This window comes from Pseudomonas sp. Ps21-P2 (assembly GCF_039672565.1).
Classification (GTDB): domain Bacteria; phylum Pseudomonadota; class Gammaproteobacteria; order Pseudomonadales; family Pseudomonadaceae; genus Aquipseudomonas.
In genome coordinates this window covers 135404-149429 of record NZ_JBDFPL010000008.1, presented here as the reverse complement: position 1 = coordinate 149429, position 14026 = coordinate 135404, and the positions used below count along the sequence as shown (strand labels likewise).

Annotated in this window: 8 protein-coding genes; 1 reads left to right on the top strand and 7 read right to left on the bottom strand. The window is 61.8% G+C overall.

What is annotated here, in order from left to right; translation table 11 throughout:
• Positions 1–98 precede the first annotated feature (98 nt).
• The 7 genes from ABEH28_RS20475 to pilG all read right to left on the bottom strand — a co-directional run bounded on the left by ABEH28_RS20475 (position 99) and on the right by pilG (position 12549).
• On the bottom strand, positions 99–1247 hold the full coding sequence (locus ABEH28_RS20475; protein WP_346630927.1) for a Fic family protein: 1149 nt from the start codon (positions 1245–1247) through the stop codon (positions 99–101).
• 1274 nt (positions 1248–2521) lie between these two features.
• Positions 2522–3010: a chemotaxis protein CheW gene (locus ABEH28_RS20470; RefSeq protein WP_122536410.1), complete on the bottom strand. Its 489-nt coding sequence runs from the start codon at positions 3008–3010 to the stop codon at positions 2522–2524.
• Positions 3003–8981, bottom strand: coding sequence for an Hpt domain-containing protein (locus tag ABEH28_RS20465; RefSeq protein WP_346630926.1), 5979 nt, complete (start codon positions 8979–8981; stop codon positions 3003–3005). Before ABEH28_RS20465 ends, ABEH28_RS20470 begins: the two co-directional genes overlap by 8 nt.
• A gap of 78 nt (positions 8982–9059) precedes the next feature.
• On the bottom strand, positions 9060–11096 hold the full coding sequence (locus tag ABEH28_RS20460) for a methyl-accepting chemotaxis protein (protein WP_192172971.1): 2037 nt from the start codon (positions 11094–11096) through the stop codon (positions 9060–9062).
• A gap of 75 nt (positions 11097–11171) precedes the next feature.
• The gene (locus tag ABEH28_RS20455) at positions 11172–11711 is read right to left on the bottom strand and encodes a chemotaxis protein CheW (RefSeq protein WP_192172972.1); all 540 of its coding nucleotides are present in this window, start codon (positions 11709–11711) and stop codon (positions 11172–11174) included.
• Between the two features lie 16 nt (positions 11712–11727).
• Positions 11728–12093, bottom strand: coding sequence for a twitching motility response regulator PilH (pilH, locus tag ABEH28_RS20450; protein WP_065991171.1), 366 nt, complete (start codon positions 12091–12093; stop codon positions 11728–11730).
• Between the two features lie 45 nt (positions 12094–12138).
• A complete protein-coding gene (gene pilG, locus ABEH28_RS20445; RefSeq protein ID WP_065991170.1) occupies positions 12139–12549 on the bottom strand; it encodes a twitching motility response regulator PilG in 411 nt (136 codons plus the stop codon).
• Positions 12550–12790: 241 nt separating this feature from the next.
• Between pilG and gshB the strand changes: the two genes are divergently transcribed.
• Positions 12791–13747 carry a glutathione synthase gene (gene gshB / locus ABEH28_RS20440; protein WP_346630925.1) on the top strand — a complete coding sequence of 319 codons (957 nt, stop codon included), beginning with the start codon at positions 12791–12793 and terminating at the stop codon, positions 13745–13747.
• The last annotated feature ends 279 nt before the right edge of the window (positions 13748–14026 follow it).

The following is a 14026-nucleotide window of genomic DNA, read 5'->3' as shown; positions in this document are numbered from 1 at the left end:
GCTGACTCCACGAGTTCGCTGTCGTGGGGCAGATTAGGAGGGGCGGCGGCTCGGCATCAATCAAGCAAATGCGCTAATCATTACCGTGAGAGTAATGATCAGTCGGGCCAGTTGATCTGATAGCGGGTGCTGCGCCCGCCGCCCGGGAGTTTACGCAGGCAGTCTTTTTCCAACAGATCTGCGAGATGCCGAGTGGCGGTGGCTTTACTGACCTTGGCGACCGCCTGGTATTGAGCGGCGCTGATGCCGTCGGTGAAACCCGCGTCCGGCCTCTCCGACAACAGGTCGCCATTCAGCAAACGGTTGAGCACTTTGATTTGCTCGGTGGATAGCCCGTCATCCCGATGGGCTTGCCAGAATCTCGCCTTCGCCAAAACCCGGTCGATGCGCTGGATGGCCTGCTCAAACGTATGGAGCAGCGTCTGCAAAAACCAAACGAGCCACTCAGTGATATTCAGCCCACCGCGCTGGGTCGCCTCCAGGACCCGGTAGTAGTCCTGACGGCGAGCGAGGATGCTGACGGACATGGCGTAAAAGCGTATGGCCTGGTGTTCGCCCTGGGCCATGGCCAGATCAGTGATTGCGCGGGTCAAACGTCCGTTGCCATCGTCGAACGGGTGCAGCGTCACGAACCAGAAATGTGCGACGCCCGCGCGGATCAGCGGGTCGAGGGTAGGGTCGGCGCGGCTACTGTTGAACCAGTAGAAAAAGTCATCGAGCTTTTGCTCCAGGCCTTCGCGCGGAGGTGTTTCGAAATGCACCACGGGTCGGTCAATGCGACCGGACACGACCTGCATGGGTTCGGGGCCCCTAAGCACGCCAACCTGGATGGGCTTTGCCGTCAGCGCGTTCGTCTCGGGAAACAACAAGCGATGCCAATGCATCAGCCGTTCGGACGTCAGCGGGGCGTCATGTTGTTGGGTGGCATCCAGCATCAACTCTGCCAGACCTTCACTGCGCGCCGTCACGCGTTCATCGCTGGCGAGCCCCAGCCGCTTTGCCAGCGAAGAACGCACCGACTCCACATTAAGCTGCTCACCCTCAATGGCCGATGAGGTGATGACGTTCTGCAATAAGGCGTCCAGTTCGCGCTCGACATTCGCGTCGGCGCCTGACGCGCCAATCATCCCCAACAACTGACCCTGCGCCTGGGTGCAGGCCCGCAACAGCGGCGCCAACGGCTCTGCGTCCCAGGAAAAGGACGGCCATTTGGGGTGTTGCCAAATCCATTTCGCTGACTGTTTCACGGGACGCCTCGGAGGTACGTGAGCCGATTAGAAACTCTATTCGGCTCACAGGATGAGCCGAATATGCGGTTTATTCGGCTCATCGTCTAGGAGGGAGTGGGCGTGATCGGCAATATCACCTTCAGCAAGCACTGAGCCGCTACCTGGAAGCCGAGATGCGCCAGATGCAGGCTATTTCGGACGGCATAGCAGATGCCAACGCAGCAAACCTTACCGATATCGAATCTGTAAAAGCGAAATACTTCAGCCTGATATGAGCCGGCTTCCGCTGGCAGTTCCTGGATGCTCCAGACAGACACAAGATGAGCATGCTGGAGATCAAATGGTGGGAGCGAGCTTGCTCGCGAAAGAGCCGGGACAGCCGCTAAATCTTCAGCGGCTGAAATTCTGCCTTCGCGAGCAAGCTCACTCCTACAGGGGCTGTGTTGGGCATGCTACCTGCAGCGGCTGACATGCAGTCGTGGGAGCGAGCTTGCTCGCGAATAGGCCGGGACAGCCGCTAAATCTTCAGCGGCTGAAATTCTGCCTTAGCGAGCAAGCTCACTCCTACAGGGCTGTGTTGGGCATGCATTCTGCGGCGGCTGACATGCAGTCGTGGGAGTGAGCTTGCTCGCGAATGGGCCGGGACAGCCGCTAAATCTTCAGCGGCTGAAATACAGCTTTCGCGAGCAAGCTCACTCCTACAGGGGGCTGTGTCCGACAGGCAACCTGCGGCGGCTGACATGCATTCGTGGGAGCGAGCTTGCTCGCGAATAGGCCGGGACAGCCGCTAAATCTTCAGCGGCTGAAATGCAGCTTTCGCGAGCAAGCTCACTCCTACAGGGGGCTGTGTTGGGCATGCAATCTGCGGCGGCTGACATGCATTCGTGGGAGCGAGCTTGCTCGCGAAGGGGCCGGTACATCAACAAATCTTCAGCGGCTGAAATACAGCTTTCGCGAGCAAGCTCACTCCTACAGGGGCTGTGTCCGGCATGAAGTCTGCGGCGGCTGACATGCAGTCGTGGGAGCGAGCTTGCTCGCGAAGGGGTCGGTACATCAACAAATCTTCAGCGGCTGAAATGCAGCTTTCGTGAGCAAGCTCACTCCCACAAGGGCTGTGTCCGGCATGCAATCTGCGGCGGCTGACATGCAGTCGTGGGAGCGAGCTTGCTCGCGAATAGGCCAGGACAGCCGCTAAATCTGCAGCGGCTGAAATACTGCCTTCGCGAGCAAGCTCACTCCTACAGGGCTGTGTTGGGCATGCATTCTGCGGCGTTTGAAAGCCGGGGCGTCTCTTACAAATTCGGCGTCATCTGAACCAACCCCGCTTCCACCAGCCACTCCTCCAGCGCCACGAGGTCCGGGATCTTCGCCACGGTCTCGCCCACTTGCACCGCGGCCAGTTCCAGCTCGGCCAGCGGCACGTCGACGTAGCTGAGTTGGCTGTCGAGTTTGCAGGAGCGCGGAATGCCTTGGGTCAGCAACGCGATGAATTTGAGGTCAGGGCGGCCGCCGAGGGCGTTGAGCACGACGATGCGGGCGCGGCCTCCGACCCGGGCGCGGCTGCCGCAGGCGGCTTCGAAACTGAGCAGCGGCAAACTGCGGTTACGCCAGTTGATCGGGCCCAAATACCACTGCGGTGCGGCGGGGTCGGCAACGCTGTCTTGATAGTCGATCAGTTCGGCAACGGCAACGTTGGGCAGCAGCAGGTGCCGATCACTGAGGGGGATGAGCAATCCGGTCAGGCTGGTCAGCCGCGCCGTTTGCGTCGTGGTGTCAGACATGGACGTGGCTCCAGTGAGAAATGCTTTGCAACAGAGCGGCTTCCTGATACGGCTTGCTCATGTATTCGTTCACCCCCAGCGCCATGGCGTGGTCGCGGTGCTTCTGCCCTGATCGCGACGTGATCATGATGATCGGCAGATGCTTCAGGGCGTCGTCTCCGCGAATCTTGCTGACCACCTCAAAGCCGTCCATGCGCGGCATTTCGATGTCCAGCAGCATGATGTCCGGGGTGTGCTCCTGCAGCAGCGCCATGGCATCGACCCCATCCTTGGCCGTCAGCACGTTCATGCCGTTGCGTTCCAGCAGGCGGCCGGTGACCTTGCGCACGGTCACCGAGTCATCCACCACCATCACCAGCAACGGCCGCGCCTGTTCGGGTTCGACATACCGCACCGGTGCGTGACCGGCGACCTGCAACGCGAGCAGCTTGGCGTGAAAACGCCGGATGTGCGCAAACAGGTCGAGAATCAGCACCACGCGGCCGTCGCCCAGAATAGTCGCGCCGGCAATGCCGGGTATCGACGAAAACTGCGGACCCAGGTTTTTCACCACGATCTCCCGCGAGCCGGCCAACGTATCCACCTGCACCGCAATCCATTGATCGTGTACGTGCACGAGAAGCACCGGCAGCGGTTGGGTCTGTGTCTGGCCCCCCAGTTTCGGCGGATGACCGTTATTGAGCAGCTCGCCCAGATAACGCAGCTCGTAGGTTCGCCCGTTGTATTCATAGCGCGGCGGCACGGACTGATAACAGGTCTCCAGCTCGCTCGGCATCACGCGCACGATACCCTCGATGCTGTTCAGCGGCACGGCGTACTGTTCTTCGCCGCACTGCACCATCAGCGCACGGTTGACCGACACCGAGAACGGCAAGCGGACACGGAAACGCGCGCCCTCTCCTGCCTTGGAATCAATGACCATCGAACCGCCGAGATCCTTGACCTCGGCATGCACCACGTCCATGCCGACGCCGCGCCCTGAAATCTGGGTGATGGTCTCGGCGGTGGAAAAGCCCGGGCGCAGGATGAACTGCAGGATGTCGTGCTCGCTCAGCTCGGCGTCCGGGCTGATGATGCCGCGCTTGATCGCCTTGCGCCGCACGGCCTCGAAGTCGACACCGGCGCCGTCGTCGCGCATCTCGATAACGATGTCGCCGCCTTCGTGGGCCAGGCTCAGCGTGATATGCCCCCACTCGGATTTACCGGCGGCCAGGCGTTCCTCGACGCTCTCAAGCCCGTGATCGACGGCGTTGCGCAGCATGTGCTCCAGCGGCGCAACCATGCGCTCGAGCACGTTGCGGTCCATCTCGCCTTCGGCGTTGATGACGTCGAACTTGACCTTCTTGTTCAGCTCGCCCGACACCTGACGGACGATCCGGCGCAGGCGCGGCACCATGCGCTCGAACGGCACCATGCGTGTGCGCATCAGGCTTTCCTGAAGCTGGGTGTTCACTCGCGCCTGTTGCTGCAAGAGGGTTTCGGCTTCATGGGCGCGGGTGTCAAGGGTTTCCTTGAGGTCCATCAGGTCGGACGCGGACTCGAACAGCGCGCGGGACAACTGCTGCAGCTGCGAATGCCGGTCCATTTCCAGCGGGTCGAATGCTTCGTAACCGCGCCGATCAACGGGGTGATCGCGGCTGAGAATGCGGCCCTGGGTTTCGATGTCGAGTCGGCGAAGTTGATCGCGCATCCGCTCGATGGTGGTTTCCATCTCGACCAGAGTGACCTGCGCGTCGCTGACCTGCTGCTCGACACGGCCCCGGAATATCGAGGTTTCCCCCGCCAGATTCGCCAGGTCTTCCAGTTGCTCGGCCGGTACCTTGATCATCTCCGGGCCGGTGCGCTCGCCGTCGGCCTCGGCCTGCGCCGCCGTATCAACAACCGGCGCGGGCAGCACAGGCGGCGCCTCCTGAGGTTTTTCGACAGGTTCGCGGGCGGCCCCGGATGACGTGTAATGACCGATGCTCTCGATCAGCAGCGCCGGGTTGGGCAATGGCTCGTAACCGCGAACGGCATCGACCATGTCGGCGAGCATGTCGTGGCCGCTTTGCAGCAGGCCGTTGAGCAGCGCGCTGTTTTTCAGCGCGCCGGTCGACAGTCCTTCGTACAGCGACTCCAGCTCATGGGCCAGATCGCCGATCGGCGCAATCTCCACCATGCGCGCGCCACCCTTGAGGGTGTGCAGATCGCGCAGCAGGTTTTCCACTTCAAGCATGTTCTGCGGATCGGCTTGCCAGCGCACCAACGCCGCGCTGCTGCTCTCGATGATGTCGTCGGCTTCTTCGAGGAAGATTTCCAGCAGTTCCGGATCGCGTTCGTCCAGCGAGTGGATCATCGAACTGACATTGCGCGTCTGGCCGTCATTGGGCAGCAGGTAGCAATTGCGCTGGCGAAACTCGCGAATCTTATCGATCAGCGGCGCGGGACTGGTCAATGCCGAACGGTGCTGCAGCTGTTCAAGCATCAGCGACAGGTGATCGTGGCTGTGCACCAACAGCTCCGCCAGTTGTGGCGAGTAACCGCAACGTCGATCGATCAGGCCTTCGTAGAGCGATTCCAGCTCGTGACCGAGGTCGCCCACCGGTCCGATTTCGGCCATGCGCGCGCCCCCTTTGAGGGTGTGCAGGTCACGTTGCAACGATGACAGTGGCAGCGGGTTTTCCGGGTCGTCGAGCCAGCGTTGCAGCGCAGGACCGGCGATGTCGAGAATATCCACCGCCTCTTCGAGGAAGATCTCGACGATTTCCTGATCGAAATCATCGTGCGAAGGCTGGGCGGGTTGAGCGAGATGCTCGGTAACCTCCTCCATGTTCGTGATGCTCGTCGCCCCACCGCGATCACTTTTGATAACGCCCATCGCGCCAGGGTCCAACGCCTCGGCGAGCAGACCGCGCAAGGCGCTCACGCGCTCAGGGCACGGCTGGACTTCCTGTCCGGCGGCTACCTGATCAAGCATGTTGATCAGTGCTTCGTGGGCTTTTTCGGCTTCGTCGAAAAAACGCTCGCTGACGGCAAGGCTGCTCTCCTCCACGGCGCCATACAGGTCGAGCAGCGCTTCGCAGAGCTCATCGACCTGGGGCAGGTCGGCGACGTGCGCGCCGTGGCCGAGCATGGTCAGTTCGTCGAGCAGCGCGTTCAATTCCTGGCGGTGGCCGGGGTGCTGGCGCCAGTCTTTGAGCAAGTTGTCGGCGTCCAGCAGGATGTCCATGCCTTCGGCCAGAAAGCTCGCGATCAACTGCGGATTACGCCGCGTGCGCAGACCATTACTGTCGTCGCTCAAGGCATCGGCCAGCCGTGCGTCGAGCAGCTCGTTGGCCTGTTGAATCAGTGCGACGGCGCCTTCGATGGGCATCAGCGGGTCGACATTCAGCTGGGCGAGGCCTAGATGAAACAAAGGCCCGGCCGCACGCAGCAGGTCGATCTCGGCCTGGCCGACCTCGATCAGGTTGGTCTTGAACTCGCGGACCAGTTGGTCCAGCGGGCTCGCCAGCTCGGCGATCGGCAGGACGCCCGCCATGTACGCGCTGCCCTTGAGGGTGTGCAACGCGCGCAGCAAATCGTTGCTGAATACAGGTGCGTCAGTATCCTGAGCAGCATCGAGGTAGCGGCTCATCGTGTTCAGGTGTGTGTGGGCTTCCTGACGGAAAATTTCCAGCAACTGCGGGTCGAACCCCTCTTCGTCCTCCAGCCGTTGCGCAGGCTCGATGTCGTTCGCTTCGCCCTGGGCCAGCGCGTGGGCCTGGGCAGCCAGTTGGTCGACATCGTCACGCTGACGCTGAACGTCCTCGGCGAAATCGCGAATCACGTCCGGCAGCAACGCCTGTACGTCCGTGAGCAACTGCTGCACCCGCGCGTCCGGCTCGACGCTGTGCTCCAGTACGCGGTTCAGGAGGTTTTCCACCGACCACGCCAGCTCGCCGAGAATCAGCGCGCGCACCATCCTGCCGCTGCCCTTGAGCGTGTGAAACGCACGACGAATCTCGCCAAGCGCCGAAAGGTTGCCGGGATCGGCAATCCAGCGCGGCACGTACTCGCGCAGTGCTTCGAGCATCTCGTCGGTTTCTTCGAGGAAGACTTCCCGCAGCTCGTCATCGATCGCCTGCTCACCCTTCGGCGGCGGCAACAGACTGGCCGGCATGTTCCGCGCCGGCGGGTTGACCGCCGACAGCGGGCTGGCCAACACCTCGGCGATGGTCTGGCTTGGGCTGACCAGCGCCTGACGGTCGTGCAAATCCTGCAGCTCTTCTTCGCTGATGACTTCTTCGAGCACCGGCACATCCAGCGCATCGGGGACCGGCGAGTAACCAAGCCGGGCGAGACTCTCCTGGGCCAGATCCAACACGTGTTCGCCCGGCGCTTCCGGGTCTTCGGCCATGCGTTCGAGGTAATACTCGACGCCGATGATCACGTCCGCCAGGTGATCGAGCTGCGAGGCCGCCGGGCTTTCGGTGTCAACCAGCAAGTGTTCGGTGATGTAGTCGTTACAGGCCGCCAGCAGTCCGGATGCCCGCGCCAGCGGGATCATCGCCAGCGCGCCGCGCACCTGAATCAATTGCTCCGACAGCGGCAGCAGACGTGCCCGGTCCATTTCACCGTCGACGTACTCGTCGATCACGTCCTTGGCCTGCTGCAGAACGATGCGCGCTTCCTTGATGACGAGTTGGTGAATCTGACTGAGATCAGTCGTCGGCAGACGGCTTTCTTCAGGGCTGCTCTGGTTAACCGTTCCGGCCATGCCCGCGAGGGTGGATTCGACGTACAGCAGCGCACCGGCGACGTCCATCAAGGTGGCATCGTCGGGTGCGCGTTGCCCCTGGGCCATGCCCTGCACCACGGTCATCTGATCGATGATGACTTTACGCGGCTGGCCGAAACCCAGCACCGCCAGGGTATCGGCGATCTGCCGCAACGGTGGCAGCAAGGCGTTCAGCTCGCTGACGTGCTGACGGTCCCCGCGCACGAAAACGTCGAGCCGCTCCTTGGTCCGTACCAGCTCATCGCACAAGGCAATGATCACCGAGCGCATGGCGTCGCGATCCGGCCCGGCCATGCGCGCACGTTCTTCAGCAACCAAGGCGCTGTGGGGCAGCGCATCGGCGAGTGCGTACTGATCCTTCAAGTCCGTCATCTTCTGAGCCTCGCTGTCGGACTTGGCGATGTAAAACAACAGGCTTTTCAGGAGTTCGTCGGGCGCAGGCTGATTGATGCCTTCAATGCCTTGATCCAGCAGACGTTTGAGTTCTTTGTCGGCATCCTTGAACAGGCTGCGCAGCGCCGGGCTGTTGGTGAAATTGCCGCTGAGCATGGTTTCGACCAGCGCGGACGCGATACGCCACAGCGGTTCGAGGGGCGCGTCCTCGCACAACACCTCAAGCCGCGCGAACACCTTGCCCATGTAACCGAGTTGAGTCTGCACGTCCTGATCGCGAAGCAGCCCGACCAGCGCGGTTTGCAGCGTCTGACGCAGCTTGCGCAATTTCGCGGGCAATTCGGGATTGTCGCGCTCGGCCAATGCCTGAGCATCAAGCGCGGGGATAGACAGCAATTGCGGCGAGAACAGGCTGGTTTCCGACAGCAGGCTTTCGCCCCGGGCGCTGCGTAAATCGTTGAGCAGCGGCAGCACCACCAACGGCAGGTCACGGCGGGCGGAGTGCACACGCTCCAGGTAAACCGGCAATTGCGTCATCGCCAGATTCAGCAGCTGGATCGCTTCGCTTTCCTGGGCGACGTGGCCCTCTTTGAGCGCCAGCGCCAGCTGTTCGATTTCCTCGGCGAACAGCGCGGCGCCATAGAACTCGATCATCTGCAGGCTGCCGTGAACCTGATGGATGAGCTCCAGGCACTCGTCCATTGCCGCGGCGTCGTGCGGTTGGGCGACGAACGTGTCCAGCGCCTGTCGGGCGTGTGTGAGGGTTTCGGCTATTTCGCCTTTGACCCACTCCAGGGCCACGTAATCGTGACGGTCAGCCATGGTGACTCCGGTTGCCTGTGCCTTGACGCTGCTTCATGTGCATTGACTGGATTATCAACGGGGCTATCAAGCAGGCCATCAATGCCGCGAGGCCGGCAACTTGAAGCCGGACACCGAGCGGCGCATCTCGCTGGCCATCTTCGCCAGATTGCCCATGCTCCGGGCGGTCGCCGCCGTGCCTGAGGTGGTCTGTGTGGTGGTCTGCTGGATCACCAGCATGGTCGAGGAAATCTGCTGACCCAATGCAGCCTGCTGCTGCGCCGCGTTGGTGATGCTTTCGACCAGCCCGGCGAGGATCTTCGACACGCCTTCGATTTCTTCGAGCGCGACACCGGCATCCTGCGCCAGCCGCGCACCGCGCACCACTTCCGCCGTGGTTTGCTCCATGGAGATCACTGCTTCGTTGGTGTCGTTCTGAATCGCGCGCACCAGGGTCTCGATCTGCTTGGTCGCCGACGACGAGCGCTCGGCCAGCCGCTGCACTTCATCGGCCACCACCGCAAAGCCGCGCCCGGCATCGCCAGCCATCGACGCCTGGATCGCGGCATTGAGCGCAAGAATATTGGTCTGGTCGGCGATGTCATCGATCAGGCTGACGATGTCGCCAATCTCCTGGGACGACTCGCCCAGACGCTTGATGCGCTTGGACGTGTCCTGAATCTGCTCGCGGATGTTGTCCATACCGGTGATGGTGTTGTGCACCACCTCGTTGCCCTTGTTGGCAATGGTCACGGACCGCTCGGCCACCGTGACGGACACGGACGCATTGGCCGAGACCTGATCAATGGAAGTCGCCATGTCATTGATGGCGTTGGACGCCGCCGCAATCTGTAGAGCTTGATGCTCGGAAGCCGCGGCCAGTTGGGTGGCAGTGGTCTGCGTGTCCTTCACGGCGCCGAACACTTGCTCGGCGGTGAGGTTGATGGTCGACACCAATTCGCGCAGTTGATCGATGGAGTAGTTGATCGAATCGGCAATGGCGCCGGTGAAATCCTCGGTGACCGAGGCCGCCACGGTCAGGTCGCCGTCCGCTAGGTCTTCGATTTCGTCGAGCAGGCGCATGATCGCGTTCTGGTTGCGCTCGTTCTTCTCGGCGGTTTCGCGCAGTTGCCGGTTGGTTTCGCGCACCATCACCAAGCCAATCAGGATGATCGACGCCAGCGCCAACAGGCCCAGAATGTAGCCGCCATAGCTATAGGCTGCGCGACCACCGGCCATGTGCTCGAAACTGTTGGCCAGCACCGAGGCTTCGTCGAGGAGGGTTTGCGAGAGGTTGAAAATGCTGCCCGACGCTTCACGGACTTCCAGCAGCTCCGGCGAGGTTTCGAGGATTTCGTCGACCGACCCGGAGACGAACTGGAACAGCTCGGCAATCTCGGCCAGCCGCGCCCGCGCATCGCGGTCTTCGACCTGGGCGATTTTCAGGGTGGCGTTGCCTTCGAGCATGCCGTTGAGCACGCGCCCGAACTGGCTGGCATCGCGACCAAACGCATCGGCCGCCTGGACAGCAGTCTCATCGCCGGACAACACGGTGTTGACCGCGCCCAGTATCCGCTCGGCCAGCAGCGACTGGCGCTGGGCGAGGGCCACCTGGCTGGCGGGCGCACGGGTTTGCAGGAGGATGTCGACGACCTTTTCAGACTCGATCTGCAATTGCGGAATGGTCTCGGCCAGCGTTGCCGCCACCTGATGCAGCGAGAGCACGGTCTGCTCACGGGCAAGAATCACGTCGGTGCTTTTGCGCAGGTTTTCCCAGTCGGTCTGCACCGCTTTCAGCTCATCGCTCACCGCAGCTGGCGCAGCCGGCAGGCCGGTGTTCTTGTCGCCTTTCTTCAGATACTGCCAGCGCGTGTCGAAGTCGTTGCGCGCATCGGCCAGCAACTTGAATGCCGCCGCCTTGCCCGCCGCCGCTTCCGTGGCGTTCTTGGCGATGCGCTGGGACAGCACGCGCAGCTCGCCGGCGTGGCCGATGTATTGTTTGTCGTAGTTGGACTGCGTGCTGAGGTACGCGAAGTTGACGAACAGCAGCATGATGAAAACGATGAGGCAGATGAACAGCACGACGATCTGCGATCGACTGCGCGCGCCTTCCAGTGACTTGCCGGTATTACTCATTGCTCAGGGCTCCGCCTGATGTTCGATTGAGGGAGGGCATCAGCCGTCTGGACCTGCACTGTTCAGCCCGGCGCATCAGAGCGCCACGTCCATAAACTCAGCCGACTGCACCAGCGCGCGCGGGCTGAACACCTGCCAGGCCTGCTCACGGACGAACCGTCCTTGTATGTAAGGCGCGACGCGGGGTTCGCCGTCGTGCGCCAGTTCAGGCATCAGGCTGCGCTCGCTGAAATGCTGCATGCCCAACACCTCGTCAATCAGCAGACCGACGAACACACCCTCGAAGTCGATGACCAGCACGCGGCGGTGTTTGCGCAGGGGTGAGAGTTCGTGGCCGAAGAATGCGCACAGATCCATGATCGGCAATAGGCGGCCGCGCAGATTGGCGATCCCGCAGACCCACGCCTTGGCACCCGGCAACACCGCACAGCGCGGCTCGTGGAGGATTTCGTCGACCTCGCCCATGGGGGCCACGTAATGGCGCTCGCCCATGCGAAAGCCAATGCCGCTCCAGCCTTGCTGGCGGGTTTCCTGCAGCGGCAGGCCGGCAGCGAGGGAGCGGCAGCGCTGGTCGATATCGAGCAGCAGCTGGAAGGCGGTTTGTGACTGAGCCATGAGCGTCAGCCGGGGGTCAGCCCGCGAGCACCGCGTTCAGGGTTTTCATGAGGGTTTCTTCGTCCACCGGCTTGGTCAGGTAATCCCGCGCGCCTTGGCGTTTGCCCCAGACCTTGTCGGTTTCCTGATCCTTGGTGGTGATCATGATCACGGGGATCATGCTGGTGTCAGCGTCTTTGGTCAGCTGACGGGTCGCCTGGAAACCGTTCAGGCCCGGCATGACGATATCCATCAGGACGGCATCGGGCTTTTCCTGACGGGCCAGGGCCACGCCATCGGCACCGTTCTCGGCCTTGAGGACCTGATGGCCATGCTTCTCCAGCATGCCGGTCAGCTTGTACATTTCGGTCGGCGAGTCATCGACGATCAGAATTCGAGCCATGGTGCTTCCCCATAGAAACAGCCGTCCCGCACGAGGGGGTCGGCATCAAGATAGTTGTTGTTCTACTGCAACGAAACCGGGCACGTGGGCCTTGATCGCACTGAGCAGTTCTTCCTTGCTGAACGGTTTGGTCAAAAACTGATCGGAACCAACGATGCGCCCCTTGGCCTTGTCGAACAGCCCGTCCCTTGAGGACAGCATGATCACCGGCGTGGATTTGAACGCCCGATTGTTCTTGATCAACGCGCACGTCTGATACCCGTCGAGCCTGGGCATCATGATGTCGACGAAGATGATTCTGGGATGATTGTCGGCAATCTTGGCCAGTGCGTCGAAGCCGTCGATGGCGGTTATCACTTCACAGCCGACGTTTTTCAGCAGGGTCTCGGCGGTGCGACGAATCGTCCGGGAATCGTCGATGACCATCACTTTCAATGGGGCTGAATGCTGTTCCATATCTGCTCTACCATCGCCGCGGCGAATCAGATGGGTTGCCTTCTGCCGGGCATCTGGTTTTGGGTCGGGATCATCGGGAGGCGCCAAAGACAGCTGGCGCGACACCGGATGCCGAGCCTTTTTAGCACACTCTCCACGGTCAATCCATAAAGCCTTGCCCCTTGACCCAAAGCCGGCGCGGCGCCACCCTGACGCCTATTTTCGGCCTGTCGTGGCCATTACCGATCAGAGGATATTACCCATGAGCATTCGCCTGGGAATCGTCATGGACCCCATCGAGCGCATCTCCTATAAAAAGGACAGCTCGCTGGCCATGCTCCTGGCAGCGCAAGCCCGCGGCTGGTCGTTGTTCTATATGGAGCAGCACGACCTGTATCAGGACGCCGGCCAGGCCCGCGCCCGCATGAAGCCGCTGAAAGTCTTCGCCGACCCGGCCCACTGGTTCGAGCTGGAGACCGAAGTCGACAGCGGTCTGGACGACCTCGACGTGATCCTGATGCGCAAGGATCCGCCGTTCGACATGGAATTCGTCTACTCCACCTATCTGCTCGAACAAGCCGAGCGCGCCGGCGTGCTGGTGGTCAACAAGCCGCAAAGCCTGCGTGACTGCAACGAGAAGCTGTTCGCCACGCTGTTCCCGCAATGCACCCCGCCCACGCTGGTCAGCCGTCGCGCGGACATCATTCGCGAGTTCGCGGCCAAGCACGGCGATGTCATTCTCAAGCCGCTGGACGGCATGGGCGGCGCGTCGATCTTCCGCCACCGCGTTGGTGACCCGAACTTGTCGGTGATTCTCGAAACCCTGACCAAGCACGGCCATGAGCAGATCATGGCGCAGGCCTATCTGCCCGCCATCAAGGATGGCGACAAGCGCATTCTGATGGTCGACGGCGAACCCGTGCTGTATTGCCTGGCGCGCATCCCGGCCGCCGGCGAAACCCGAGGCAATCTGGCAGCAGGTGGTCGTGGCGAAGCCCGCCCCCTGACGGACCGCGATCGCGCGATCGCCGCCGAAATCGGCCCGACGCTGCGGGAAAAAGGCTTGCTGTTTGTAGGCCTGGACGTAATTGGCGAGCACCTGACCGAAATCAACGTCACCAGCCCGACGTGCATCCGCGAGATCGATAACGCGTTCGGGACGGACATTGGCGGCATGTTGATGGATGTGATCGAGAAGAAGCTGCAGGCCCGGGCTTAACCCGGCTCCTTGTGGGAGTGACCGGGGTGGCGCTCCACCTTGCTCACGAAGGCGGCGTTCCAGCCGCCGAGGATTCAGCGGATGCTCAGGCCGCTTCGCGAGCAAGCTCGCTCCCACAGGATATTCGTCTGTTCGAGGTATCGGGAAAGTCGCAGAACCGGTGGGAGTGAGCTTGCTCACGAAGAGGCCAGGACATTCATCCTCTTTCTCTGGGGCTTGAAGCAGGTCTTTGTGAGCAAGCTCCCAACGGGAAAGGCACCGCCCACTAATCGGCCCGGT